At 64.3% G+C, this 25,762-nt stretch carries 29 protein-coding genes; 14 read left to right on the forward strand and 15 right to left on the reverse strand.

Annotation, left to right across the window (positions count from 1 at the left end; genetic code table 11):
* Window positions 1-4: 4 nt before the first annotated feature.
* Complete coding sequence (locus ACSFC5_RS11475; protein WP_440765386.1) at window positions 5-475, reverse strand: plastocyanin/azurin family copper-binding protein; 471 nt, start codon at window positions 473-475, stop codon at window positions 5-7.
* A 152-nt stretch (window positions 476-627) separates the two neighbouring features.
* A complete protein-coding gene (locus tag ACSFC5_RS11480; protein WP_440765387.1) occupies window positions 628-1,716 on the reverse strand; it encodes an NADH:flavin oxidoreductase/NADH oxidase in 1,089 nt (362 codons plus the stop codon).
* A gap of 379 nt (window positions 1,717-2,095) precedes the next feature.
* Between ACSFC5_RS11480 and ACSFC5_RS11485 the strand changes: the two genes are divergently transcribed.
* The gene (locus ACSFC5_RS11485) at window positions 2,096-2,929 is read left to right on the forward strand and encodes a BtpA/SgcQ family protein (RefSeq protein WP_440765388.1); all 834 of its coding nucleotides are present in this window, start codon (window positions 2,096-2,098) and stop codon (window positions 2,927-2,929) included.
* Between the two features lie 10 nt (window positions 2,930-2,939).
* On the opposite strand, the gene ACSFC5_RS11490 is transcribed toward ACSFC5_RS11485, so the two are convergent.
* The 6 genes from ACSFC5_RS11490 to ACSFC5_RS11515 form a co-directional block, all read right to left on the reverse strand.
* Complete coding sequence (locus ACSFC5_RS11490; RefSeq protein ID WP_440765389.1) at window positions 2,940-4,259, reverse strand: hydroxyacid-oxoacid transhydrogenase; 1,320 nt, start codon at window positions 4,257-4,259, stop codon at window positions 2,940-2,942.
* Between the two features lies 1 nt (window position 4,260).
* Window positions 4,261-5,067, reverse strand: coding sequence for an N-acyl homoserine lactonase family protein (locus tag ACSFC5_RS11495; RefSeq protein ID WP_440765390.1), 807 nt, complete (start codon window positions 5,065-5,067; stop codon window positions 4,261-4,263).
* 114 nt (window positions 5,068-5,181) lie between these two features.
* Window positions 5,182-6,423 carry a tripartite tricarboxylate transporter permease gene (locus ACSFC5_RS11500; RefSeq protein ID WP_440765391.1) on the reverse strand — a complete coding sequence of 414 codons (1,242 nt, stop codon included), beginning with the start codon at window positions 6,421-6,423 and terminating at the stop codon, window positions 5,182-5,184.
* A gap of 65 nt (window positions 6,424-6,488) precedes the next feature.
* Window positions 6,489-7,550, reverse strand: a complete 1,062-nt coding sequence (locus ACSFC5_RS11505) for a Brp/Blh family beta-carotene 15,15'-dioxygenase (protein WP_440765392.1) — start codon at window positions 7,548-7,550, stop codon at window positions 6,489-6,491.
* A complete protein-coding gene (locus ACSFC5_RS11510; RefSeq protein ID WP_440765393.1) occupies window positions 7,543-8,313 on the reverse strand; it encodes a lycopene cyclase domain-containing protein in 771 nt (256 codons plus the stop codon). The genes ACSFC5_RS11505 and ACSFC5_RS11510 overlap by 8 nt, the downstream gene beginning before the upstream one ends.
* Window positions 8,314-8,447: 134 nt before the next feature.
* Complete coding sequence (locus tag ACSFC5_RS11515; RefSeq protein ID WP_440765394.1) at window positions 8,448-10,454, reverse strand: bacterio-opsin activator domain-containing protein; 2,007 nt, start codon at window positions 10,452-10,454, stop codon at window positions 8,448-8,450.
* A 306-nt stretch (window positions 10,455-10,760) separates the two neighbouring features.
* Between ACSFC5_RS11515 and ACSFC5_RS11520 the strand changes: the two genes are divergently transcribed.
* Both ACSFC5_RS11520 and ACSFC5_RS11525 read left to right on the forward strand, forming a co-directional pair.
* Window positions 10,761-11,630, forward strand: a complete 870-nt coding sequence (locus tag ACSFC5_RS11520; protein WP_440765395.1) for a bacteriorhodopsin — start codon at window positions 10,761-10,763, stop codon at window positions 11,628-11,630.
* A 183-nt stretch (window positions 11,631-11,813) separates the two neighbouring features.
* Complete coding sequence (locus ACSFC5_RS11525; RefSeq protein WP_440765396.1) at window positions 11,814-12,407, forward strand: hypothetical protein; 594 nt, start codon at window positions 11,814-11,816, stop codon at window positions 12,405-12,407.
* A gap of 272 nt (window positions 12,408-12,679) precedes the next feature.
* Here the strand turns inward: ACSFC5_RS11525 and rpl12p are convergent, their stop codons facing one another.
* From rpl12p to ACSFC5_RS11540, 3 genes are read right to left on the reverse strand one after another with little or no spacing between them, the layout of a single operon-like run.
* Window positions 12,680-13,030 carry a 50S ribosomal protein P1 gene (rpl12p, locus tag ACSFC5_RS11530; RefSeq protein WP_440765397.1) on the reverse strand — a complete coding sequence of 117 codons (351 nt, stop codon included), beginning with the start codon at window positions 13,028-13,030 and terminating at the stop codon, window positions 12,680-12,682.
* A 21-nt stretch (window positions 13,031-13,051) separates the two neighbouring features.
* Entirely contained in the window at window positions 13,052-14,098 is a 1,047-nt protein-coding gene (locus ACSFC5_RS11535) for a 50S ribosomal protein L10 (RefSeq protein WP_440765398.1), read from the reverse strand.
* 1 nt (window position 14,099) lies between these two features.
* Window positions 14,100-14,732, reverse strand: coding sequence for a 50S ribosomal protein L1 (locus tag ACSFC5_RS11540; RefSeq protein ID WP_440765399.1), 633 nt, complete (start codon window positions 14,730-14,732; stop codon window positions 14,100-14,102).
* 222 nt (window positions 14,733-14,954) lie between these two features.
* Between ACSFC5_RS11540 and ACSFC5_RS11545 the strand changes: the two genes are divergently transcribed.
* The 9 genes from ACSFC5_RS11545 (at window position 14,955) to ACSFC5_RS11585 (ending at window position 21,739) form a co-directional block, all read left to right on the forward strand.
* Window positions 14,955-15,560 (forward strand): hypothetical protein, encoded by a 606-nt coding sequence (locus ACSFC5_RS11545; RefSeq protein ID WP_440765400.1) that lies wholly within the window; start codon window positions 14,955-14,957, stop codon window positions 15,558-15,560.
* 78 nt (window positions 15,561-15,638) lie between these two features.
* Window positions 15,639-16,004 carry a DUF7475 family protein gene (locus tag ACSFC5_RS11550; protein ID WP_440765401.1) on the forward strand — a complete coding sequence of 122 codons (366 nt, stop codon included), beginning with the start codon at window positions 15,639-15,641 and terminating at the stop codon, window positions 16,002-16,004.
* A gap of 3 nt (window positions 16,005-16,007) precedes the next feature.
* Complete coding sequence (locus ACSFC5_RS11555; RefSeq protein WP_440765402.1) at window positions 16,008-16,763, forward strand: CDP-alcohol phosphatidyltransferase family protein; 756 nt, start codon at window positions 16,008-16,010, stop codon at window positions 16,761-16,763.
* 138 nt (window positions 16,764-16,901) lie between these two features.
* Window positions 16,902-17,957, forward strand: coding sequence for a zinc-dependent alcohol dehydrogenase (locus tag ACSFC5_RS11560; RefSeq protein ID WP_440765403.1), 1,056 nt, complete (start codon window positions 16,902-16,904; stop codon window positions 17,955-17,957).
* Between the two features lie 58 nt (window positions 17,958-18,015).
* Entirely contained in the window at window positions 18,016-18,681 is a 666-nt protein-coding gene (locus ACSFC5_RS11565; RefSeq protein WP_440765404.1) for a helix-turn-helix domain-containing protein, read from the forward strand.
* An 82-nt stretch (window positions 18,682-18,763) separates the two neighbouring features.
* The gene (locus ACSFC5_RS11570; RefSeq protein ID WP_440765405.1) at window positions 18,764-19,156 is read left to right on the forward strand and encodes a DUF7344 domain-containing protein; all 393 of its coding nucleotides are present in this window, start codon (window positions 18,764-18,766) and stop codon (window positions 19,154-19,156) included.
* 149 nt (window positions 19,157-19,305) lie between these two features.
* On the forward strand, window positions 19,306-19,683 hold the full coding sequence (locus ACSFC5_RS11575) for a 6-pyruvoyl trahydropterin synthase family protein (protein ID WP_440765406.1): 378 nt from the start codon (window positions 19,306-19,308) through the stop codon (window positions 19,681-19,683).
* Between the two features lie 2 nt (window positions 19,684-19,685).
* Window positions 19,686-20,798 (forward strand): glycosyltransferase family 4 protein, encoded by a 1,113-nt coding sequence (locus ACSFC5_RS11580; protein WP_440765407.1) that lies wholly within the window; start codon window positions 19,686-19,688, stop codon window positions 20,796-20,798.
* Window positions 20,795-21,739: a class I SAM-dependent methyltransferase gene (locus ACSFC5_RS11585; protein WP_440765408.1), complete on the forward strand. Its 945-nt coding sequence runs from the start codon at window positions 20,795-20,797 to the stop codon at window positions 21,737-21,739. Before ACSFC5_RS11580 ends, ACSFC5_RS11585 begins: the two co-directional genes overlap by 4 nt.
* A 78-nt stretch (window positions 21,740-21,817) precedes the next feature.
* On the opposite strand, the gene ACSFC5_RS11590 is transcribed toward ACSFC5_RS11585, so the two are convergent.
* Entirely contained in the window at window positions 21,818-22,306 is a 489-nt protein-coding gene (locus ACSFC5_RS11590; RefSeq protein ID WP_440765409.1) for a 50S ribosomal protein L11, read from the reverse strand.
* A 165-nt stretch (window positions 22,307-22,471) separates the two neighbouring features.
* On the opposite strand from ACSFC5_RS11590, the gene ACSFC5_RS11595 reads away from it, so the two are divergent.
* Both ACSFC5_RS11595 and ACSFC5_RS11600 read left to right on the forward strand, forming a co-directional pair.
* A complete protein-coding gene (locus tag ACSFC5_RS11595) occupies window positions 22,472-22,696 on the forward strand; it encodes an antitoxin VapB family protein (protein WP_440765410.1) in 225 nt (74 codons plus the stop codon).
* Window positions 22,693-23,076 carry a PIN domain-containing protein gene (locus ACSFC5_RS11600; protein WP_440765411.1) on the forward strand — a complete coding sequence of 128 codons (384 nt, stop codon included), beginning with the start codon at window positions 22,693-22,695 and terminating at the stop codon, window positions 23,074-23,076. Before ACSFC5_RS11595 ends, ACSFC5_RS11600 begins: the two co-directional genes overlap by 4 nt.
* Window positions 23,077-23,123: 47 nt before the next feature.
* On the opposite strand, the gene cutA is transcribed toward ACSFC5_RS11600, so the two are convergent.
* The 3 genes from cutA to ACSFC5_RS11615 all read right to left on the reverse strand — a co-directional run bounded on the left by cutA (window position 23,124) and on the right by ACSFC5_RS11615 (window position 25,411).
* Window positions 23,124-23,426, reverse strand: coding sequence for a divalent-cation tolerance protein CutA (gene cutA / locus ACSFC5_RS11605; RefSeq protein WP_440765412.1), 303 nt, complete (start codon window positions 23,424-23,426; stop codon window positions 23,124-23,126).
* A 108-nt stretch (window positions 23,427-23,534) separates the two neighbouring features.
* Window positions 23,535-23,726 carry an HEWD family protein gene (locus ACSFC5_RS11610; protein ID WP_440765413.1) on the reverse strand — a complete coding sequence of 64 codons (192 nt, stop codon included), beginning with the start codon at window positions 23,724-23,726 and terminating at the stop codon, window positions 23,535-23,537.
* 173 nt (window positions 23,727-23,899) lie between these two features.
* Window positions 23,900-25,411, reverse strand: a complete 1,512-nt coding sequence (locus ACSFC5_RS11615; RefSeq protein WP_440765414.1) for a phosphoenolpyruvate carboxykinase (ATP) — start codon at window positions 25,409-25,411, stop codon at window positions 23,900-23,902.
* Window positions 25,412-25,762 lie beyond the last annotated feature (351 nt).

Consider the following 25,762-nt stretch of genomic DNA (forward strand, 5'->3'; position numbering starts at 1 on the left):
CTGATCACTCGACGACGAGGTCGGCGTACTGCGAGCCGGAGTGGAGGCTACAGACGTAGGCCGCCATCTCGGCGGCCGCCGTGAACTCGAGCGAGGCGCTGTCGCCTTCGCTGTCGATCTGGTCGGTCGTCAGTTCGTCGACGACGTCGCCGCCGTCGTCCCAGATCTGGAGGTCGTGTGCCATGTCGTCGGCGTTGACCCACTCGATCGTGTACTCTTCGCCCTCCTCGAGGACGAGCGTCGGATTCTCGACGCCGTCAATCGGGCTGGGTTCGACGCCCTCCCAGTGGGTGTTGTAGCCGTCGACGACGATCTCAGTCCCCGCGTCGATCTCGAACGTTTCGTCGTCGCCGTTGTCGTCCCCGTTCCCGTCTCCGTCACCGTCGTCGTCATCACCGAGACAGCCCGCTGCTACGGCCGCAATCGTCGTTGCGCCTGCCGCTTTCAGCACCGTTCGTCGGGTATGTTCAGTCATAGTTGTCGTCATCGAAACGTCGCGCTTCTCTCCCATTGAAAAAGATACCTAATTCCCATCTCTCGGGATGTCTCACGACTATGTTCGGGAACAATTCGATATTCCCCGATAATTGACGGGGGAGTCCGAAATCGTTCGAAATCGGTCGGGCGTTAGCGAACGCTGCGCCGATACTGAACCGGCCATCGGGAAGCCGCGTCGGTCGTGAGCGCACCGGCCGCACGCAGTCCGAAGTACGGATCCCGGAGGAACTCCCGCCCGACGAGAACGAGGTCGGCCCGACCGTTTCGAATCACGGCGTCGGCCTGCTCGGGTTCGGTGATTCCGCCGACGGCACCGGCAGCGACGTCCGCTCCCTCGCTGACCGCCTGCGCCAGCGGCACCTGAAAGTTCGGTCCGCCTGGCACGTCCTGTTCGGGGTGGAGCCCGCCGGAACTGACGTCGATCAGATCGACGCCGCGGTCGGCGAGGTCGTCGGCCAGCCGGACGGACTGGGCGATATCCCACGACTCGCGGCCCTCAAGCCAGTCGGTGCCGGAGATCCGAACGAACACCGGTTTCTCATCCGGCCAGACGTCTCGGACGGCGTCGACGACCTCCCGGACGATTCGGGATCGGTTCTCGAAGCTCCCACCGTACTCGTCCTCGCGACGGTTCGTCACCGGCGAGAGGAACTCGTGAAGCAGGTAGCCGTGGGCCGCGTGGACTTCGGCGATGTCGAAGCCGGCGGCGAGCGATCGTTCGGCCGCGGCGCGGTAGGCCTCGACCACACCCCGGATGTCGTCCTGCGTCGCCTTCGTCATCGCCGGTCGATCGCCGTCGAACGGCGGGTAGGCGTCGGGCGACGGCGAGAGTACCTCCCAGCCGCCGTCCTCGGGCGCGATTGGGGCGTTGCCCTCCCACGGACGTTTCTTGCTGGCCTTGTGGCCCGCGTGGGCGAGTTGGATCGCCGGCACCCCGTCCTGGTCGCGGATGAACTGCGTGGTGGGTTCGAGCCCGCTCGCGTGCTCGTCGCTCCAGATCCCCAGATCGTGGGGCGTGATCCGTCCGCGGGGACTCACCGCGGTGGCTTCGGTCATGACGATCCCGGCACCACCGACGGCGCGACTCCCGAGGTGGACGCGGTGCCACTCGGTCGGCAGTCCGTCAGTGTCACACGAGTACTGGCACATCGGCGAGACGGCGAGCCGGTTTGGTATCTCGAGGTCGCGAATCGATAACGGATCGAAGAGATCGGGCATCGCTCGAGTGTTATCACAGGCGGGGGAAAACCACGGTGAACGAGGGTGGCCTTGCCGGCTCGAGAGTCGAACCGATCCGCAGCGATTCCGGACGTGCTGGGTGGGTGTGGCCTCTCGGTGGCGCCGGAAATCGTGGTGAGCGACTATCGAACCCGAACCACGGTCCAATGTCGCGCGAGGGGCGAGCGAGCGACGCGGGGCGCGGCGCGTCGCGAGACGCTGACCGCTGAAACCATGAGCCCGAATCGAGTGACACGGTCGGGGAGGCCGTGGATCTCATCGCTGCCAGCGTGAACAACCGGTCTTCGTGACGAGTACGGCTCGTCCACGGCGGTAGTCGTTCGGGGTGACTTATTATATTCGCGCTCACAGCACCGCTATGACACCGACACCGCTACTGGATCGGTTCGATTCGGCTCACCCCGTCGTCGGGATGGTCCACCTCCCGCCGCTGCCGGGCGCACCCGCCTTCGATGGCGACCGAGCCGCAATCCGCAACCGCGCACTCGAGGACGCCCGCCGACTCGAGGCCGGCGGCGTCGACGGCATCATCGTCGAGAACTTCGGTGACGCACCGTTCTACCCGGAGGACGTGCCGAAACACGTCGTCGCGGAGATGACCGCACTCGCGACGAACCTGCCGAGCGCCGTCGACGTCCCCGTCGGGATCAACGTCCTCAGAAACGACGCCGACGCCGCGCTCTCGATCGCCGCCGCCGCAGACGCGGAGTTCGTCCGCATCAACGTCCACGTCGGGGCGGCGGCGACCGATCAGGGCGTCCTCGAGGGACAGGCCCACGAAACCCTCAGGCTCCGGGAACGGATCGACGCCGACGTCGCCATCCTCGCGGACGTCCACGTTAAGCACGCGACGCCCGTCGGCGAGACGGCTATCGAACAGGCCGCCCTCGAGACGGCCGAGCGCGGCCGGGCCGACGGCGTCGTCGTCTCGGGGACCGGAACCGGCTCCGAGACGCCGCTCGAGGACGTCGAACGCGTCTCGAGCGCACTGCGAGAAACCGCCACCGACGATGCCACCCCAGTCTTCGTCGGCAGCGGCGTGACGAGCGAGACGGTCGGCGAGACGCTCGAGGCGGGTGCCGACGGCGTTATCGTCGGCACGGCGACGAAGGAGGGTGGCGAGACGACGAACCCGGTCTCGCTCGAGCGCGTCGAGACCGTCGTCGCGGCGCGGGACTCGAGTCAGTCGTAGTCCCGGCGAACTATTCCCAGTTGTGCAGTGCGTCCCGAAAGATGTCTTCGGCGTCGTCTTTCGTCACCGGCCGCGGATTACAGCGTAGCAGGCGCTGCTGGGTCTCGACGGTCTGGGTCGCCAGCCAGTCGATGTCTTCCTCGGTGACTCCGGCGAGTTCCTCGAGGCCGCTCGGGATCACGTTCAGATCCTGCTGGAGTCGGACGAACTCCCGTCTGGCCTGATCGGCGGCCTCGCGGGTTCCCATGCCGTCGGTGTCGGCTCCGAGCATGTTCGCGACCTCGACGAACCGCTCGGGGTCGCTGGCGACGTTGTAACCGAGCGTGCTCGCGGGCGTCAATACCGCGATGGTCTCGCCGTGGTAGGTATGATAGCGGTTGCCGACGGGGTAGGCCATCGCGTGCGCGAGGCTGGCTCCGGCCGTCAGTCCCGCGATTGCACCGAATAAGGCTCCCTTGAGCATCGCCGCGCGCGCCTCGAGGTTGTCCCCGTTGTGGACCGCCGTCCGGACGTTCCCGGACAGCAGTTCGATCGCCTTCTCCGAGAACATCTCGGTGAGTTCGGTTCGGCCGGCGTAGACGGGCCGAGACTCCGGGTTCGAAGCCCGGAGGAGCCCGTCGAAGGGGTGAGTCGTGTAGCCCTCGATGGCGTGGCCCAGCGCGTCCATCGCCGACTTGGCGGTTATCTCGGGCGGCAGCGTGGTCGTGAACGTCGGGTCGAGGACGGCCGCGTCGGCGCGAATGTGGTTGCTCGAGATCCCCTCCTTGATTTCTTTCTCCTCAACCGAGAGGATGGCGACGGGCGAAATTTCGGCCCCCGTCCCCGCCGTCGTCGGCATGAGCACCAGCGGCGGCCCGGAGTCGGTCAGCGCCTCGCCTTCGCCCGTCGGTTCGGCGATGTAGTCGAGTACCTTCCCGCCGTTGGCGATCACCGCACGAGTCGTCTTCGCCACGTCGATACAGCTTCCGCCGCCGAAGCCGACGTAGAAGTCGTAGCCGTCCTCGCCTTCGTTCTCGCGAACGAACTCGATGCAGCCGTCGACGTTTTCGATCGAGGGCTCGCGTTCCGCGCCGTCCCAGACCGTGACGTCGTAGCCCGCGTCCTCGAGGTGGTCCGTCACCCGACCGACGTGGCCGATGTCGACCAGCTCCTCGTCGGTGACGACGAGCCCGTGGGGGTCGTCGTCGGCACTGACGCCGAGGTCGGCGAGCTGGAACGCCAACTCCTCGACGGCGTCGCGTCCGCACCGGATTTGGGGCATCTGCAGGTGCCAGACCGTCTCCGGCTGGAGTTCGTGTTCCGGCGCGGAGACGGAGCGCTCGTAGCTCATCTCACTGCCCCCATCCGTCTCGAATCTCCTCGAACTGGTCGCTGTCGTGGCCGTAGACGATCTGGGCGTCGTGGCGGCGCTCGAGTTCCTTGATTCGCTGGAGGCTGTCGAACCACTCGGTCTTCCCCCAGAGGAGCAACGCGCCCAGCGGAATCTCGTCCTCGAAGTTCTCCGCTCGGTAGAGTTGGTCGCCGGTGATAACGACGGTTCCGTCCCCATCGAGGTGCATCACGGTCCCAGTCAGGCCCGGCGTGTGGCCGGGGAATCGGACGAATTCGATGTCTTCGAAGTGTTCCTCCCGGTCCTGGTGGAGCACCTGCCAGTTGAGGTCGTGGTCGAAGTCGTCCAGGATGTACGCGCCGCTTCCCTTGTCGGTCTTCGCGCTGTAGTAGGCGTACTTGAGCTCCTTCTCGTGGACGAAAATCGGCACGTCGGTGCCGTCGAAGAACTCCAGGCCGCCGGCGTGATCGAGGTGGAGGTGGGACTGGAAGACGTAATCGATGTCGTCGATGCTGTAGCCCGCCTTCTCGAGGTCGTCGTCGAGCCGGTGTTCGTCGGCGTCGTACGGGTAGAACGCCTGCAACAGCCCCTCCGGCCAGTGGCCCTCGAGCGCCTCGGGGTGGTTGCCGGTGTCCCAGAGGATCGTTCCCTCCGGATGATCGATGACGAGGCTCCAGACGGGAATTTCGTCGTAGTCCACGTCCGGATTCGGTTCGTCGTGCGTGCCGAGGGTGTGGCCCTCGAGCATGTAGTTCTGGTCGCACTCGAGTCCCCCGCGATAGAGGACGTCGACTGTCGCGTTTACCATTGTATTGACACCTCGAGTTTCTACACCAGTTTCGAGCAAAAGGGTTTGTGCGTCATTCACACACAGTCACGGCCGCGGGAACGTTCGAATACCGATCGAGGAGTACCGCGCCGATCACTGCAGCAACAGTAGGGGACCGATCAGCACGCCCATCAGGTGCACGCGTCGTGCCCGAAACCGAATCGGAACCATCCCGACAGCAGCGGCGACGATGAAGACGAAAGTCCCGACGAGACCCGCAAAGAGATACGAGAGGACACAGAGGAGGCCGAGGACGGCCACCGAAATCTTCCAGTACGCCACCGTTCCGACGATCTCGAGGTAGGCGTCCCCGACGACGATCACGAGGACGAACCCGAACAGGCCGGCGAGAACGACGCCACCGAGCAGGATCGGCAACTCGAGGGGAGCGCCCACGTTCTCGAAGGCGACCATCACGCCGGTTCGGGGCTGGCCGATGGCGACCAGCGCGAAGAGCGCGAAGATCGTATTTGCCGTATCCACGCCGCTGGTCGCGACGATATAGCCCCGATCACCGGACTGTCCGGGAACGAGGATGAGAACCGCGACGGCGGCGATCGCGGCCGAGATACCCGGGATGTACCCGACCACGGCACCCGCGAGTGCGCCGGCGAGCGCCGTCGCGCCGACGAGCCAGCGGGGCATCACAATCGGTTCGTCGTACTGCGGCGGCACGCCGCCCCCGCGAATCGCGTCGATCAACACCGGCGCGCCGAAGAGGCCCGCAAAGAGCGGCGCGAGCATCCCGCCGGCCTCGAGGGGCGCGTCCGGCGAGAGATCGAGCGTGAGCAGTCCCAGCGCGGCCGCGAGGAGAAAGGAGACGACGCCGCCGACGCGAGCGCGCCAGGTGTACTCCGAGGCGACCAGTGCGACGACGACCATCGCTAACACCAGCGCCAGGTTGTCCCGAATCGTCGGATAGGCGGCCGTCACGCCCCACGTAATCGGCAGGGCCAGCGGAACCGCCAGCAGGACGGCGAGGATACTCCCGAGGGCGGAGAGTCGGATCGCCTCGTAGCCACGGCCCTCGAGCACCATCCGGTGGCCCGGCAGCGCGGTCACGGCCATCTCCGCGTCGGGCACCCCCAACGCCATCGCGGGGACGGCGTTGAGGAAGGTGTGGACGACGCCCGCGGCGAGCATCGCACAGCCGACGAACAGCGGCTCGCCGGGGATCGACGGCGCGAAGCCAGCGAGCAAGAGTGCGAAGTTGTTGGCGTGGAGCCCCGGAACGAGCCCGCTGCAACTCCCCAGCAGCGACCCGGCCAGCACCCAGCCGAGTAACTGGAGCGTCAGCCTCGGCTCGAGAATGAACTCGACTGGAGTGGCGACCATCGAACGGTTTGGCCGCCCGTTCCGATTTAAAGTTCCCGCCCGTTTCGCAGGCGGCCCCTCCCGAATCACGGCCACCAGAGGCCCTGTATGCGGTCGAGAACCGAGACTACCGCAATGTGGGGCAGCGTGAGAATGGCGATCGTCACGAGGTAGAGTGCCCCCACTTCCGGGACGGTCGCCGGTGTTTGCGGTAGCAACAGCGCGACCGCCCCGAGAACGAGAATCGCGCCCACTGTCAACGGCGTCGCGTCGCGGGCGAATCGGCGACTCGCCCGACCCAGCGCGCCCGCGGCGAGGGCGGAGACGGCACCGTCGTCGACGAGCATCGTCCGGAAAATGTGGCGAACGCTGTGCCAGAAACAGAAGTAACAGCCGATCGCGAGGACCGGCGGAACGGCCGCAAAGAACGCGACGAGGGCGACGGTTTCGCCGGCGTCGATTCGCCACGCCCTCGAGTTACCCGATCGCACGTAGCCGATGCCGAGGGCGGTGACGACCGTAAGTCCGTACCCCAACCCGACGGCCAGTCGGACTCGCGGTTGACCCACGGACTCGAAAGTCGCCGCCGCATCGGGATCGAACAGGCCGACCAGCGTCCCGGCGACGAAGCCGTACTGCTCCGGGAAGGCGACCAGCGGGACGAGCATCGGCGCGCCGCCGCGAACGACGAGCGTGAGTAGCCGTCGCCACGACGCGTCGAGGTAGTCGGCGCCGAACAGATCGACGAGTACGTAAACGTCGCCCTGGCCCCAGTGAAACAGCGTGGCGAGGATAAACAGGACGAACGCGGCAACCGGTGTGACCAGCCAGACCGCAGCGTAGGCCGCACCGACCACGAGATAAAGCGCGCCGACGGCTGCCAGCGATCGAGTCGTGATCGGCTCGTTTCGAGCTCGAGGGAGGACGAGATGGTCGACCGCCCCGTGGGGAAGCCCCAGCACGACGACGCTTACGAGCAACGGAACGTACTGCACCGACAGCGGGAGCGAGCCGGTGACGACTGCGAGGACAGTCCCGAGTACTAGCGCCGCCGTCCCGGCGACGAGGCTCACGGTGCGCGCGACGGCTCGAGCGCGACGCCGTTCAGGATAGATCTCCGGCCGTGTCGACGTTCTCGAGTCAGTCATCCGATTTGAGCCGGCCACCGACGGGGAGCGCAATGGATCCGTCGAGTCGCTCGAGCGTCCAGACGTACAACACCAGCCCTTGCACGACGAACACGTTCGTGACGAGGAAGAACAGCGCCTCCTCTATTGGGAGGCCAAGCAGCGAGATGCCAACCGTGTGTTCGTTGGAGATCACCCAGACCCCGAGTTCGATAGCGACCCGATCGACGAGCCAGAGATAGAGCGTCGGAACGGCGACCGCGAACAGCACCGTTCGTCTGACTGCCCACAGCGCGGTGATACCGAAAGCCCACTGGATGGCGAGGATCGGGCCGGCCCAGAGCAAAATCGCGCCGAGATAGAGCGTCGACGTCGACCCGAGCAACAGCCAGCCGCCGACGCCGATAGCCAGCCCCGCGAGCCAGCCGACGATCCGGTGTGACCGCGGAATCCACAGTGAACGGTCGGGGACCGTGAGGAACTGAAAGAGCCAGAACGCCGTGAGGATCGGCTGGAGGATGAAAAACAGGTACTCCTCGAGCGGGGCGTACCAGACGGTCGCCACGATGGCGTCGTCCCCGTACCACCAGACGCCCTCCGCGATCAGAAGATTGTCCCATGGCGTCGTGTAGGCGAACGCGAGGAGCAGAATAATCGCGAGTCCGCTGAACGCTCGCCGATTCCACCAGGCCGCCGGTCGACGCCACGCGAGCCAGCCGAGCGCGACGATCGGCGGCAACACGAACGCCGCGTGGACGGTCAGATAGCTGATTGCTGCAGTCATCGGGAATCAGCCACGGAGTGCAGTCTTCGACCGGAACACTCTACGGGCCACGCGGTCTCGTTCGTATCCAGTTTCGGTAGCCACCGGCTCACGAACAGGAGTTCGGACTTGAAAAGAAAGAACACGGCACCATACTAGTGAGGATCGCGCTGCTCGAAGTAGCTCTCGGCGAGTTTTCGTTCGGCTGCACGGAGGTGCTGGTGGAACGTCTGCCGTGAGATCCCCATCGTCTCGGCGAGTTCCCCGCCGTCGACCGGTCGCGGCCACTCGAAGTAGCCGTTCAACTGGGCGGTCTCGAGGGCGGTATACTGCCGGTCGGTCAGTTTCGTGTCGATCTGCGAGGCGAACTCGTTCGGCGTTCGATCCCGCCGATCGCGTTCATGTTGCGAGCGGAGTTCGACCGTGTCGTAGTAGGACTCGAGTAGTTCGAGCAGCGGCCGGACCTCGTATTCGACCGGCGTAACAACCGTAAGCGTCCCCTGACTGCCGTCTGCGGTGATCGTGTCGATCGTGATACCGTACTCCGCGAGCTCGTAAACCGGCGTCTCCGCGACGGTGACGGCGATCGTCCACTCCGAGTTGGTGTCGGCGATGATTCGGATCCCCTCGACGAACGGCAGGTCGGTCAACGTGGCCGGTGCTCCCGCTAACGGTGACGCAACTGCCAGATACAGCTCGTACGCCCCGTCCTCGCTGCCCGTCGTCAGTCCGACGTATTCGACCGTCGTCTCGAGTCTGTCGGCAATTGCGACCAGCGGGAACGAGTCGTCGACGATTTCGAACTCGAGTTCGGTCACGCGATCGGCCGTCAGAATCCGCGTCGTTTCGACGGCGTTCAACCCGTTCGCGATCATCCGTCCGATCGCCTCGAACAGTTGCCGTTCGCGGCTGTCGAGCGCTTCGGCCTCGCCGGCGTAGACGCCGAGGAAGCCGTACGTCTTCTCTCCGTAGCGAAGCGGAACGACCAGTAGCCGTCGTCCACCTACCGATGTCGGCCCGAGCGCGTCGGTCGATTCGACGCCGGCATCGAGACACTGTGGTTCGCCGGTTTCGATCGCGTCTGTGACTGCAGACGGGACTCCATCGAGCGACAGCTCCACATTGCCGGTCTCAGGGAGGCCCGAACTCGAGGCGAGTTCGAGTCTGGTTTCGGCGGGATTCGTCCGTCCCAGCCAGCTCGCTACGTATCCCGGTGCGTCGGTAATCACCTCACAGACGCGATCGTCGACGACGGCGCGATCTCGCTCTTCGACGAGGACGCGAGCGATGTCGTTGAGGAGGCCGTTGACTCTGGCCAGTACGTGCTCGAGCGCGGCGCGCTCCTCGGCCAGTTTCGCTTCCCGTTCGTCGGCGGTTTGCTCTGCAGTCTTTCGGTCGGTAACGTCGCTTTGAAAGCCAACGAAGTGCGCTAATCCTCCCTCGTCGTCGTAAATCGGCGCGACGGTGAGTTCGTTCCAGAACGGCGAGCCGTCGCTCCGGTAGTTACGCAGTTCGACGGTCGAGGGCTCCTCGGTTTCGATCGCCCGGTTGATGGCTTCGATTCGCCCCGTATCGGTCTTCGGGCCCTGCAGTAGCCGCGGGCTTCGACCGAGAACGGCCGACTTGTCGTAGCCGGTAATCCGTTGCCACGCATCGTTGACGTAGACGATCGGATTATCCGGGAGCGACGGGTCGCTCACCGTAATTCCAATCGGCGCTTCGTCGACAACCCGGACGATCTGTTCGGCTGCGGGTTCGTGCCCCGAGATATCGGTTGGCTCCGAACTGCGTCCCGCTGAATCGGTTACCTCGGCGACACACGTTCGCAGCTGGTCGAACGAGGACCGTCCGTTCCGCTCAATCACCCTGTTTGCCCCGCTCGAGAGCGCGTCGCTTGCGATCGTCTCGTCGTCGGGGTCGGTGACGAGCACGATCGGCAGCTCCGGATTCGTCTCACGGACGGCCCGAATCAGCGAGAGGCCATCGTCGCCGGGAAGACGGTAGGTACTGACGAGGCAGTCGAACGTTCCCGTCGTCAGCTCGGCCATCGCAGTCGTCGCACGGTTGGCGGTCGTAACCGCACACTCGGATCCCTCGAGTGCGGTTGCCGGCTCCTCGGATTGGTCCACTGGAGCCACGAGAAGCGTACGAGTGACAGACACGTAACAGAATACGGGCCGAGTCAGATTAACGCTTGGCCCCTTACTAATTAAATTAGTAGTACGTACCCACCCGATACACGGGCTCGGTCGACCGAAACGGGCAGATACGGAGGAACGATCGTCGAGACCCGTTCTCGAGATAACCGGGTCCATATAGTTGCACTACCAGACTCGTTAGGCTCGAGTGTGTTGCCTGCCCGCATCCGTCTCCGACGAGCGAGTTCGGACGAAGCGTCGGTGCGCTGTTCCCTGTTACTGGTATGGATTTACCGTTATCCGGTGGTCTTCCTTCAGTGTATTCGTACCATGTTCGAAACGGTTGCGGCCGAGTTTGCGTTGCTCGCACAGTCCGGGGTCCCGCTCGAGATGAGCCAAGCGGAGGTGTATCAGGAGGTCCAGGACAACGCGCTGTTGAACGCGTCGTTCTGGGCGAACATCGCTCTCGCCGGGGTCGCGATCCTGCTGTTCGTGTATATGGGACGCAACGTCACCGATCCGCGGGCACAACTCATCTGGGTCGCCACGCTCATGGTGCCTCTCGTATCGATCGCCAGCTATACCGGGCTTGCATCGGGGCTGACGATAAGCTTCTTCGAGATGCCGAGCGGGCACGCGTTAGCGGGTGAAGAGGTGTTGACGATGTGGGGGCGGTATCTCACCTGGACCCTGTCGACCCCGATGATCCTGCTCGCACTCGGTTTGCTCGCCGGAACGAACCTGACGAAGCTGTTTACGATCATTACGGCCGATATCGCGATGTGCGTGACCGGACTTGCGGCTGCAATGACGACGTCCTCCTACGGGCTCCGCTGGTTCTGGTATTTCATTAGCTGTACGTTCTTCCTTGTCGTGTTGTACGTCCTGCTCGTCGAGTGGCCCAAGGACGCCGAAGTTGCTGACACGGCGGAGATATTCAACACGCTGAAAATCTTGACGGTCGTCCTGTGGCTCGGCTACCCGATCTTCTGGGCGCTCGGCGCGGAAGGGCTGGCAATTCTCGACGTCGCGATCACCTCCTGGGCGTACAGCTTCCTCGACATCGGTGCGAAGTACGTCTTCGCGTTCCTGTTGCTCCGCTGGGTCGCCGCCAACGAAGCGATTATCGCCAACCAGCCGTCGGCGTTCGGCGCCGGCGTCGCTCCCGACTCCGGAACGGGAACCCCTGCAGACGACTGAGACGGGCTGGTGTTTCTGGGTCTCGGAGCGAACGCAAGCCTTTGCGATCTTCGGAACTGACTGAGAGCCCGCAGACTGGGCCATCGTATTGCAAAGGCCGACCGCGTTTCGCGGCGAGCGGGCTCGAGTGGACCCGATCCACAAGGACTATAATCGGATCCGGCCTTGCGCCGTTCGAACTGCATGCACGACCGCGATAAGTACACCCAGCTCGTACTCGAAGGCTCGGAGTACGAGCTGCTCCGGGCCCGACGGGCGCTGTTGAGCAGGTGGACGATCCCACAGAAGATTCGTCGGTGCAGCTATCTGCTGTTTGCCGCGTCATCGATGCTCCCGCTCATGCTCTTTCTCCCGCCTGTCGTCCAACAGCAGTACGTCGGTCCCAATCCCGCGCTTTCTCGCGTGTCGTTTACCGCGCTAACGCTGTTTAGCGTCTGCTGTCTCGTCGGGGCGAGTCTCGGACTCGCCGCCACCGCGACCTACCGGGACGGACTCGAGGAGATCTCCGAGGACCAAGCGTGGTCCCTCGTCGGTATCGAAGGAATGTTCTCGAGCATCGGCTTCGTGAGCGGCCTTCTCGGCGTGACAGCCACGCTCGTCCTGTCGGCCGTCGGCTACGCCGGAGCCGAGACGGTCGACTCCCTGGTCACCTCCGGCGTCGATCCATATCACTCCCAGGCCGGGATCGCCGTCACCGTGGCGACGGCCAGCGCCATCGCGTTCTGCTGTGCGATCACTGTCTTTCTCCTCAGCGTGTTCGTCGAATCGCTCGAGTAGTCCCCGTCGAGTCCTCGACACCCGTGCCCCGGTCGAGTCCCCGATACCCGCGCACCCATCCCAACGCAGACGGCCCCGAATTCAATCGTCTCGTCACCACCGACGTCACGGTGCGGGGCTGGCCGGTTTCGCAATACATGCTGAACGACCCCCTCGAGGCGGAGCGAGTGCTATCGCTGTCGCTGACTACGGCTCGAACTCCGTTGGAACCAGCTGTCGCTCCGGATGTGGCGTCAAAAAATCGAGATCGTCTGCGGTCGTCGTCGCGCGACTTAGCCGAAGAGTTCGCCGAGGCCCTCGCCGCCGGAGTCGTCGTCCTCGTCCTCGTCGTCGTCGTCCGTCGTGTCCGGGACGTCGCTGGTCTCTTCGACCTCTTCGTCGTCGCCATCGTCGCCTGCGGCCGCACCGGCCGCGGCGCCGCCTGCGGCGGCTCCGGCAGCTGGTGCGACGGCAGCCTCGGAAACTGCCTCGTCGATGTCGACGTCCTCGAGTGCGGCGACGAGCGCCTTGACTCGGGATTCTTCGACGTCGACGCCGGCAGCGTCGAGTACGTTCGTCAGGTTGTCTTCGTTGATCTCTTCGCCTGCTTCGTTCAGGATGAGTGCAGCGTAAACGTATTCCATTGTTGTATCCTCCAGTTGTGATTAGCCGAACATCGCGCCGAGTCCTTCGCCGCCGCCAGCGTCATCGTCGTCATCGTCGTCTTCGTCTTCGGCGGCGTCGGCCTCAGCGTCAGTGTCTTCGTCTGCCGATTCGTCGTCGCCGTCCTCAGCGTCCGCTGCCGGCTCGGCGGCGGGCGCTTCGACACCCTGCAGCTCCTCGGGCAGGGCGTCCTCGTCGTCGATCTGGGCCGCGAGCGCACGCAGCTGTGCGTCGGCCTTGGAGACGAGGTCGGGCATCAGGTCTTCGTCCTCGATCGCGGCGTGCAGGCCCAGGCTCTTGGCCTCGCCCGTCGCCTTCGAGATGAGCGTCGGCACGGTCGCCTCGGTCGGGTAGCTCGCGTTGATCGAGAGGTTCCGAGCGCGAGCGGCGGCCGTCGCCACGTCGCTCTCGTAGGCCTCGATATCGATATCGAGGTCCTCGGGGTCGAACAGCACGCCGTCGGCGACGACGGCGCGAAGGTCGAGACCGACCTCCTTGGGCTCGATCCCGAGCTCGTTGAGGACGTTCGAGAGGTCCGCGGAGACTTCCTCGCCGGCCTCTAAGACCGTCGAGTCCTCCATGACCTGAATCGAACCGTCCTCGATGCGCGCGTTCGCGCCGATACCCTGCAGCTCGCCGACGAACGGACCCGGATCGACACCGGTGTCGCCCTCGGGGACGACGATGTCGTTCGGGGCGACTTCGCCTTCGTTGATCGGTGCCGGCGTCTTCGACGCCTCGAGCTCCTTGTAGAGCGAGAAGGGGTTCTCGTTCGTGCCGACGAGACCGACCTGTCCCTCGATGTGAGAGACGAGTTCGTCGAGTCCGGCGTCTTCCAGCGCGTGGACCTGCAGCGTGTTGCGGCTGACGCGCAACTCGGCGGTGCCGTGCAGATCGCGACGCATGTCCTGGAGCTGTTTGCTCGGAATGCCGGTGATACCGACGATGCCGACGCTCTCGTAGCTCTCGATGAGTTCGGCGAGGTCGTCGACCTCCTCTTTCTTCCACTGTGGAAGGTTCTCGGTCTTGCGTTCAGCCTGTGCGCTCATGTTAGACTACCTCCTGAGACGGTCCCATCGTCGTCTTTACGTAGACGCCATCGATGTTCTGTGGACCTTTCTCGAGGTCGGCGTGCAGGCGTCGCAGGATGACGTCGATGTTGTCGGCGATATCTTCGGCATCCATATCTTCGGCGCCGACGAGCGTGTGGAACGTTCGTCGGTCCCGGGAGCGAAGCTGCACGGTGTTCTTGAGTCTGTTGACGGTCTCGACGACGTCGTCGTCGGGGCCGAGCGGGTCCGGCATCTTCCCCCGGGGACCGAGAATGGTACCCAGGTGCCGGGCGATATCTTGCATCATCGCCTCTTCGGCGATGAAGAAGTCCGTCTCGTCCGCCATGTCTTTGGCTTCGTCGTCGTCCAGATCGGCCACGTCGTCCTCCGAGAGAACCTCGTCCGCTGCCTCTTCGGCGCGGACGGCGGTTTCCCCCTCGGCGATAACGACGATACGGGTTTCCTGGCCGGTTCCGGACGGCAGGACGATAGACTCGTCAACTCGATTCGACGGTTCGTTTAGGTCGAGATCGCGCAGATTGATCGCGAGGTCAACCGTCTCGGTGAAGTTCCGATCGGGTGCCTCGTCGAGTGCGCGCGCGACTGCTGTTTCAATATCCGAATCTGCCATCGTTCACCTCCGTAGTACGCAGGAGTGCTCCTACGGGTCAGTGAAACAGGCAATGCCTGTCTCCCTTGAACGAAATGCCATGGCAAACTTAAACCCGTCGAACTGGCTTGCGCACGGTCCAGTACGACCGTCGGAACGGACGAAGTTCGAGTTCTTTTCACGATTGATAGTGGTTACCATTGACCGAAAACACTATTGGAGATGAGAGTATACCGTTCGTATATGGGGCCAGTAGATTTATATAGTGTCAATGGGGCAGTACTTGAGTCAATCGGCCATTTCGCCACGACCGGTATCGGACTCGAGACGTATCAGGCGCTGAGCGCACTGGAGCGAGCGGGGGTTCACTTCGGCGTCACGCTCGTCGTCGCGATGGTTGTCCTCGGCTTGCTGCAGAGCTTCGGGCCGCAAACGGTGACGAAGTGCCGTCGAAGTCCGGTGATCTCGATCTGTATCGGCGCGCCGAGCCTCCTAGTTATCGGCGCCGTCGTGAGCACGGGCTATTTGATCATCGGAACGAGCCTCGGGACGTTCTTCGGTATCGTCTTGGTCGCCATCGGGATAACAGTCGTCCCCGTGCTGACGATCGCCGGCTTCGTCGCGATCGGCCAGTCGATTGCTGCGCGGTTCGGTCGGGACCAGCTGTGGATCGGCGTCGTCGTCGGAAGTCTGCTCAGCGGCCTCGTCGGCCTCTCCGTGCTCGCGACCGTCGTCGCGGTCCTGTTCGCCGGGTCGCTCGGCACCGGTAGCGCCATCCGCGTCATGCGAGGCGCCGGTGGCTCGACCCACCCCAGCGAGCGAACCGTCCCGCCTGCGAACAAAATCTAGGCTCCCGCCCCGGTTAGGCACACGATACTCGAGCGATTCGGCGCAAAGCGTTTTTCGACGCAGATCCAGATCGAGCGTATGGCACCCAGCAGCCGATCTCCTCTCGAGTCAGTCTCGACGCTCCACTGGGTAGCCATCGCGCTGGCGCTCGTGACCGCCGTCATCCACTTGATACTCGGGATCGGTTTTCTTCCTCACTGGATGGGTATCGCCTTCCTCATCGCGACCGCCGGCTTCGGTCTCGGAATCGCACTTGTCTTCCTCGACTACCGCCGACGGCTCGTCTACCTCCTCGGAATCCCCTTTACTGCCGGACAGGTACTTCTCTGGTATGCGGTCAATCAGCCGGCCGGACTCGGCGACCTCACGGCTGCCGGCGTCGTCGACAAAGTCGCACAGGTGCTGCTGATCGTCGTCCTGGTGGTGCTCTACCGCCGTGAGTGACCGATGACCGACGACCCGACGCTGGCCGTCCGACGACGAACGCTCCCGCAGTGGGGTCGCCTCACCGTCGGCAACGCGGCGTTGATCGGCCTCGCGCTGGTCGCACTCGAGATCGGATGGACCGCCGGCCCGTCCGCCGGCTTTCTGGCCATCGTCGGACTGGCGGCGGTCCTCGAGTCGGCGCTCTTCCGCGTCGTCAGCGGACACGGCCATCACCCCGTCACGCTCGCGACGTGGGTGACGGTGGCTCGCAGCGCGGCCGTCGCCGTGCTCGCCGGCTTCGTCGTCGCGGGACCGCCAGCCGGAACGGAGATGATCTCGTGGGTGCCGGCCGCGCTGTTCGCCGTCGCCGCGGCACTGGACGCGGTCGACGGGAAGCTGGCGCGAGCGACGGACAGCGTCACCGATCTCGGGGCGCGCCTCGACGTCGAGATCGACGCGCTCGTCGTGCTCGTAGGGACCCTCGTCGCCGTCCTTGACGGCGCACTTCCCCACGTCTTCCTCGCTGTCGGCGCTGCGCGGTACTTGTTCGTCGCCGGCCGGTGGTGGCAAACTCGCCGCGGCCGTCCCGTCTCCGAACTCCCGCCGAATCGATTCCGTCGGCTCCTCGGAGCGCTCGCGATGCTCGCGATCTGGCTCGCGCTGGTTCCGGTTCTCGCTGGGACTGTTACGTGCGCGTTCGCGATCGCCGTGTCGGTCCCGTTCCTGGCGAACTTCTGTTGGGACTGGCTCGCCGTGTCCGAACGTATCGAGCCGTAACTGCTCGAGACGCACGTCGAAACGCCCACCTACAGCAGTCGGTCGGCTCGGTGGGACGGTCCGTGTCGGTCGTACGGATTCCATACTCGCGTCGTCGGTACAAACGACCAAGTGGCGGCCCGTGGAAGTCGCGCCAGCGTGACCGACTCCGACACACCCCGCGTGCAGCCGGAGGCCGACTCGAGGGCCCGATCCCTCTACTTCACGGGCCCGAGAACCGTCGCCGTCAGGTCCCGTCCGCTCCCGGAACCGGACTCCGACGAAGTCCGCGTTCGGACCGTTGCGTCGGCGATCAGCGCCGGCACGGAGGGGCTGCTCTACCGCGGCGAGGCCCCGACTGAGCTACCCGCCGACGAGGAACTCGAGGCGTTCGACGGCGACCTCTCTTTTCCGCTCAGGTACGGCTACGCCGCGGTCGGCGAGGTCACCGCTGTCGGCGCGGATGTTGACGCTGAGTGGGTCGGCCGGACCGTCTTCGCGTACAACGCTCACGAAAGCCGGTTTCTCGCCGATCCCGAGACGCTCCTTCCGGTCCCTGACGGCGTCTCGCCGCGGGAAGCGACGCTCTTCGCGAACCTCGAAACGGCCGTCGGCTTCCTGCTCGACGGCGCTCCGCTCTTCGGCGAGCGGGTCGCCGTCTTCGGACAGGGAACCGTGGGTCTGTTGACGACGGCCCTGCTCGCTCGCACGCCCCTCGAGACGCTCGTCGCGTTCGAACCCGACGAGCGGCGACGACGGTATGCCGAGCGGTTCGGCGCGGATCACGCGCTCGATCCGGCCGAGGGCGAGTTCCCCGACGCGTTTCGGGAGATCGCCACCGATCGAGCGGATCTGACTTACGAGCTCTCGGGCGATCCCGACGCGCTGGACGACGCCATCGCGACGACGGGCTTCGACGGGCGCGTGCTCGTCGGCTCGTGGTACGGGACGAAGCCCGCGACGCTCGACCTCGGCGGCCGCTTTCACCGCGACCGCATTGAGATCCGGAGCACTCAGGTGAGCACGCTCGATCCACGACTCTCCGGTCGCTGGTCTCGCGAGCGACGCCACGACCTCACCTGGGAGTGGTTGGAGCGACTCGAGGTCTCGCCGCTGCTTACACACGACGTGGCGCTCGAGGACGCCGAGGAGGCCTACGAACTGCTCGAGGAGCGTCCCGACGAGGCGATTCAGGTGCTGTTGACGTACGATTAGCCGCGCGTGCGGGCTAAGTAACCCCTGTCGTTACTACGCTGGGCCGCCTACTCGTCGTATGGCTATCATCGCCGAGATTTCGATTCAGGGCGACGAGTTTCTGCTGGGACAGATCATCGCCGAATATCCCGGTCTGTCGGTCGAAATCGAGCGCGTCGTCCCAGCCGACAAGCGAGTGATGCCGTACATCTGGGGGTACGGAACCGACCTGAAGGAGTTCGAAGCCGCGATGGACGAGAGCCCGAACGTCAGATCGATCACCGTCCTCGACGAGTACGACGACCGGGCACTGTACAAGATCGAGTGGGAGGATCCGGCCGAGCAGCTGATCGCTGGGATCACGGAGACCGACGCGACGATTCTCGAGGCCCACAGCGACGACGAGTGGCTGTTCCGCATCCGATTCGAAGATCACTCCGGGCTCGCCCAGTTCAACGAGTACTGCCGAACGCACGACATTAGCTACCAACTCACTCGCGTCTCCTCGATGGCAGACGCGAACGCCACCGAGACGGACTTCGGTCTCACCGACGCGCAGTACGAAGCGCTCTCGCTCGCCGTCGAACGCGGCTACTTCAAAGTCCCTCGAGACGTCGAGTACGACGAACTCGCCGCGGAGTTGGACGTCTCGGTGCAGGCGCTCTCCGAGCGAATCCGCCGCGGCGCGGACAAAGTACTCCACGATGCGTTGACCCAATCCGGTCCGCGAAACACGAAAAACTGACAGTCATGAACCCCTGAGTACTACATAAAGGGCATGAGCAGCCATGAGTTCATGCTTTGGTAGTCATACTCTAGTCTCTGATATGGTCGAACAACTTCGTCTCGAACAGATCGAAACGCCCGAATTCCTCGATACATTCTATACAGTGTTGGCGAACGCGATCAGACGGAACACCCTCCAGTATCTGCTGACCAACCCGAACCCGGTGTCGACAGATCGGTTGGCTCTCGAACTCGCCGCGATCGAACGCGAACTGCCCGCCGAAGCCGTGACGAGCGACCACCAACACGACCTTCTGTTGCTTCTCACGCACGTCCACCTTCCCGCGCTCTCCGATGCGGGCGTCGTCGAGTGGGACCGAGACTGCGAACAGGTCACGCTGACGCCGTTGCTGAACCAGCTTTCAGTGACTGGCTCGGCGATGAACGGGCTTCCCGAACTGTCGATTTCGACTCGATCGGAGACGAGCCACTGATACTGTCTGCTGTAAGTCGTTTCCGGTGGGACCGCAACCGTCCTGCGGACCCACCGATACATCGGTACAGCAAACCGTATGAGCGCCGTTCGTTCACTGGCTGCAACGCACGGCGGGACATTTAGCCCCTCGCCGACGTATCGTGGGCTATGTACTCGGTCTCCGTCTCCCGGTCCATTATCGCCCAACACTACCTGACAGTGCCCGATCCGGGTCCCGAAGGCGACCGTCATTCCCACCAGTTTACCGTCGAGGCGACCCTCTGCGGTCCGGAGCTGAACGAGTACGAGTACCTCGTCGACATCGACGACCTCGTCGACGCGATGGATACGGTGGCCGCGTTCTACGGCGACCGCACGCTCAACGATCTCCCCGCGTTCGAGGAGGCGAACCCGAGCGCGGAACGGTTCGCCCGCGTCTTCGGCGATCGACTGCTCGAGCGACTCGAGACCGACGGCATCTCCGAACTCCGGATCGAGATCGAAGAGGACGACGTGGCCCGCGTGGCCCACGAGCGCTCGCTCTGACGATGCAGATCGGACTGGTCGTCGAAGGTGACCTCAAGCAAACGTCGGGGGGCTACCGCTACGATCGGAAACTCGTCGCCTTCCTCGAGGCGCGGGGGGACGAGGTCGACGAGATCTCGCTCCCGCCGCGGTCGAACGGCGAGCGAGGAGTCGAGACGGAGTCCACTACCCCCGAAACCGAGCGGTCGATTCGCGAGCGACTGGACCGCCCGTACGACGTCCTCTTACAGGACGAACTCTGTCACCCGACGCTGGTCGAGCACAATCCATACCTCGAGCGACCCGGAGCGATCGTTTCGCTCGTCCACCTCCTTCGGACGCCCGACCCGGCAGTAGACGACTCTCGCGTGCGCGAACGCGAGAAACGCTACCTCGAGTCCGTCGACGCTGCGGTCTGTACCAGTTCGTACACCCGCGATCGGACGACCGACCTCGTGGAGGGCGACCTGCCGACGCTCGTCGCCCCGCCGGCGGGGCGTCACGAGGGGGCGGCACTGTCCGCCGACGCCGTCCGCAAGCGGGCCCGAACCGAGCCATTTCGAATCGCGTTCGTCGGGAACGTCGTCCCGCGAAAGAACGTCGCGACGCTGCTCGAGGCGCTGGCACGGATCGACGGGACCAAACGCAACTGGCGGACGACGGTCGTCGGCACCCTTGAGACCGATCCGACGTACGCTCGCGCGGTCCGCGAGCGCGCACGATCGCTCGGCGTCGACGACCGGGTGACGTTCACCGGGAGGGTCGAGACGGCCGTCCTCGAGTCGGTCCTCGAGCGCTCGCACGTCCTCGCGGTACCGGCGAGCTACGAGGGGTTCGGGATGGTCTATCTCGAGGCGATGGAGTACGGCGTCGTCTCGATCGCCAGCGGTGTCGGCGGCGCGAGCGAGTTCGTCGCGGACGGCCGGAACGGGTTCGTCGTCGATCCGACCGATCCGGAGCCACTCGCGGATCGACTCGGGGCGCTCGCGGCCGACCGTGATCGACTCGCGACGCTGGGCACCGGAGCGCTCGAGACCGCTGCAGCACATCCAACCTGGAGCGAAACGCTAGGATCGGTTCGGGTGTTTCTCCAACAATGTTTCGAGGGCGAGTCGACCGGAGGTGACCCGGCGTGACCGACTCGATGCAGGCGTATCTCGAGGCCAAACGCTCCGTCGACGACCGCGCACTGAACCGGCGCGTCCTCGAGCGGTTCGCGACGGCGCTTTCCGATCGACCGGAGCCGGTTCGGATCGTCGAACTCGGCTGCGGCGTCGGCACGATGATCGCCCGCCTCGCTGAGTGGGAGTGCCTGCCGGCGCAGGTCTCCTACCGGGCCGTCGATCGGGACGTTGCGAGTATCCAACGTGCGCGAAAACTGGTTCCCGCGCGGCTCGCGGCGGCCGGCTATACGATCGATTCCCTCGAGTCAGGGGCCGACGGGACGGTCGAAGGCGGCGTTCCAAAATCGACGACGCTCGTCGCTCGGCCCGACGAGACGAGCGACGGCATCGGAAGCACGCGACTCGAGATCACCCTCGCGGTCGCCGACGCGTTCGGCCTCGAAGACGACGCCGACGCCGTTGTTGCGGCGGCGCTGCTCGACATCCTCGACCTCGAGGACGCGATACCCGGTATCGCCAACCTCCTCGCGGACGACGGCCTGTGCTACGCGCCGATCACGTACGACGGGGGGACGACGTTCGCGCCGCGGGATCGGCTGGACGAGCGGATCGAAGCCCAGTACCACCGCCACATGGACGAGGTTCGGGACAACGGAGGCAGTCGGGCCGGGAGCGACCTCCTCGCGGTGCTCCCCCGGAAGGGGTGGAACGTCCTCGTCACCGGCGGCTCGGACTGGATCGTTCGACCGAGCGCGGGCGAGTATCCCGACGACGAGGCCGCGGTCGTCGCTCGGGTTCTCGAGACGATGGCCGACGCACTCGAGGAGGTGCCGTCACCCGAACTTGGTGCCGACGCTCGTCGGCGGTGGTTCGCTCGTCGGTGGTACGAACTCGAGGACGGCGAACTCGTCTACGTCGCGCACAATCTCGACGTGCTGGCGCGGGTTCCGTAATTCGGTCACTCACAGACCAGCGGCTCTCGAGCGCTGGGTTCGAAAAAGGGTCTCGTCCGGCGTCGACGTTCGAACCGATTATGCGTCGGCTTCTGCAGCAAGAACGTCGTCGTATTCGCCGCCGTCGACTTTCTGTTTGAACTCTCGCGCGTCGTCACCCTCGATGGTGACGCCCATCGAGGCGCAGGTGCCGACGACTTCCTTCGCGGCGTTGATCGTATCGTAAGCGAGCAGGTCGGGGTGTTTCTGCTCGGCGATCTTCTTGACCTGTTCGACGGAGAGATCGGCGACAAAGTTCTTCTGGGGTTCGCCGCTCCCGGTGTCGAATCCGGCTTCGTCCTTGACGAGCGCCGCCGTCGGTGGAACACCGACGTCGATCTCGAACGAGCCGTCGTCATCGTAATCGACGGTGACGGGCACTTCCGTGCCGTCGAACGCTGCCGTCTGGTCGTTGATCTGCTGTACGACTGCCTGCACGTCGACGGGGGTCGGTCCGAGCTCGGGACCGAGCGGTGGGCCAGGGTTAGCCTGGCCACCCGGAACGAGCACTTCGATGGTTCCAGCCATACCCATGGAAACCCGTGCGCGAGTTTTAAGGGTTGCTAATTCGGGCAGTCGTGTCTGTGACGGTCTGTCGTGCGGTAGGCTCCGACAAATCAGTGGTAGTCGTTTCTGCGACCGGTACCGTGATCACAACAATCTAAAAGTACGTGTAGACGTACATCTACACGTATGGCGACGAAAAGCCTCACTATCACCGACGAAGCGTACGATCGGCTGAAAGCGCACAAGCGCGACGGGGAGAGCTTCACGGAGACGATTCTTCGTCTTACCGAGAGCAATCGAGACGTGATGAAAGGCTTCGGCGAAATGAAAGACGTAGACGGGTATCGGGACGCCGTCGAATTGACGCGCGACAAGATGAACGACGATCTCCGAGAGCGTGAGCGACGGTGATCGCGTTCGATACGACGTTTCTGGTCGACTATCTGGATGGCGACGGTGCAACGCAGACGTTCCTCGAGAACCGTGAAACGAAACCGTTCTACGCGCCATCACTCGCCTTATTCGAAGCGTACCGCGGAGCGGCTACCACGGCCGGTCCGGCCGGGATTGAGCGAGTCGCAACCGGCCTCGATTGGATCGACCCCCTGGTATTATCCGATGGTGCCGCTCGAGAAGCCGCAGCGATCGAAGCGGAGTTGCTCGAGAACGGAACGCCGATCAACCTCGGTGACGTACTGATCGCCGGCGTTTGTCGCCACAACGGTGCACACCTCGTCACTCGAGATTCTCACTTCGAACGCGTCGACGGCCTGGAGACGGAGACGTACTGACGGCGTAACCGGTCGTCGAAACGACAGAGCCGATCGCCTACAGCGAGTCATTCGACGCTTTCGGCTCGCCACTCAGCAAAGGACTCGAGGACGTGACTCTCGTCGAAGCGCTCGATGCAGGGGACGTCGTAGGGGTGGATCTCCTCGAGTCGGTCGACGAGGTCGTCGTAGGCGTCGTCGGTGGTCTTCGCGAGCAGGACGGCCTCCTCGTCGTGGTGGATCTTGCCCTCCCAGCGGTAGGTCGACGTCGTCGACAGCCGGTTGACGCAGGCCGCGAGTCGCTCCTCGACCAGCCGTTCGGCGATCTCGTCGGCGTCGGACGGCGGCGCGGTGATGTAGACGGTCGGCATGGCTGGAGGTTAGGTAGACAGCACAAAAAGCGCCGCGAACGTCGCTCGAGCGGGCGCGAGAGAGGATCGTCGTTCGGTCGTAACCGCAGCGCCGAACGTCGTTCGGTATCAGCTTCGATTTTCGACGACTGGATTGAACGTCCCGTTGATATCCCACTCGTGGAGACAGTGGGGGTTTCCGACCTGCTTTTCGCCGTCCTCGCGGACGAGTTGCCAGGCGTCGACGTCCGTATCCCAGTGTTCCGCTCGACCGCACCGTTCGCAGACGCGGGCCGTTGGCGTTCGTACGTGTAGGCTCATTACCGCACTGTGAGAACCACACACACATAACCTTGTTCCCCGCCGGCAAGTGCTGCCGTCCGGCGATTGTGACTGTCTTCTCGTCGAACAAATCGGGCTCTCAAGTGAACAGTCGACCACGAAATGGCGAGAAAAAACGGCGTGACGCAGAGAACAGCGTGCCGCAGGGGCGATCAGTAGACGGCGTCTTTGATCTCCTCGCGCAGTTCGTCGAACTGCTCGAGATAGGTACGTCGGTCGGCCCGCAGGTCGGCGACGGCCTCGTCGTAGTCCTCGACGTGGTCGGGGACGTAGTAGTCCTCGATCTCGAGACCGGGAACGGTCTCGGGGATCGTTAGACCCGTTCGGTCGTCCTCGGTCCACTCGATCGTTTCGCGCGCGGTTTCCGTGAGGATCGTCACGGATTCTTCGACGCCGACATCGGCGGACTTCGCGCCGAGGTAGCCCGTGTTGATCACGTAACACTCGGCGTCGAGTTCGTCGATCAGGTCTCGGAAGATGTTCCCCTCCTCGCCTTCGGAACCCATGATGAACGGGTTCGTGCCGACGACGCGGATCGACTCGCCCGCTCGCGACGGATCGCCCGCGCTGGTCTCGATCGACTCGCCGAGCATGAAGGCGACGGCGGCCTGCTCGTCGGTGAGCTTCGCGACCGGGGGCATCAGCGGATTCCGAGTGATGAAAAAGACCTGATCCATCCGCGCTAAGTCGATATCTTCCGCTGCGCTCTCGAGGTGCTCGCGCTGGACGATCGCCCGGGAGTTCGCGGTGTAGCGGTCCTCGTCGAAGTGGACGGTGCCGTCGTCGTCGACGGCGACGTTCTCGAGGATCGCGGCCTCGTTCGTCGCGGCCTCGTAGAGTTCTGGCTGTTCGTTCTCGTCGAGACCGATGGTCTTGATGAACAGTCCCTCGCCCTCGCTGCCGGGGACCGAGCCGTCCGGGAGGATGCCACAGACGTCGTCCTGGAGCATGGCGGCGTCCTCGTCGCCCTCGAGCCAGCAGCCGTGGGAGGTCAGGGTCGACTTTCCGGTCGCCGAGAGACCCATGAACACCTGGCCGACGGTCCGCAGGTCGCCGTCGGCGTCGCGAACGCGGACGCGCTTGCTGCCCGCGTGGAGCCCGAGCCCGCCCTGTTCTTTGATGCGGTACATGAACAGGCGAAGGAACGACTTCTTCGCTTCGCCGGTGTAGTCGCTGCCGAGGACGATCGTCACGTTCTCGTCGGGGAGGATGCGGATCGCGGTTCGGTCGTAGTCGGGATCCTGTACCGTGTACAGATCGGGTTCGCGACCGTCGGTCGGCTCGAACAGGTTCGCCCAGGCGAGCGCGATGCGGGCGTGTTCGACGGGAACGAAGAGGCGACAGCAGTACGTCGCTTCAGCGTGGCGACCCATGAGACGATCGACACAGAGCATCTCGCGGTTGTCGGCGATGTCGACCGCGTCGCCGATCAGGTCGTGATCGTCGTCGTCGAACTCGTGGTCGACGGTGTTTCTCGTCCGATCTGAACTCCGCGATCGATACTCGCTGACGTACGACGGGGAGCCGAATTCGGTCGTCGTCTCGTCGTCGGCCGCGAGTTCACGAAGCTCCGCAAGCGTTGGGTTGTACCGGACGTTCGACGCGGTCGTCGGGTCGGGAAGCTGTCGAGCCAGCGGACGTGACTCCGCCCCGGTTTCGGACATATACGTAACCCACCAACAGCACGATGTATAAACATGGAGGATTTTGACCGGTGTGTGTCACATCCTACCCACCGATTACCTGTCGTATGGCTGTTCATACCCGTCAACGGCCCGTTCGTAACCAGTTCGTTATCAACCGAGAAGCCATCCAAAATATGATATTTGGAAGAATATACTCGAGTCAGAAATAATTCTAATCGGCCCGCGATGGTTCGAGAGATTCAGTCCCATTCGCGGCCGATAACACCGATACTCACGACCGGTCGTTCGGCAGTGACGCCCGCCGTTCGATACCGTCACCCGCTACGCATGGATCGCCCACGATCCACGACCGGCGTTGATCGTACGGGT

Origin of the sequence: Natronorubrum marinum, assembly GCF_052040125.1 — an archaeon.
Lineage (GTDB): Archaea > Halobacteriota > Halobacteria > Halobacteriales > Natrialbaceae > Natronorubrum.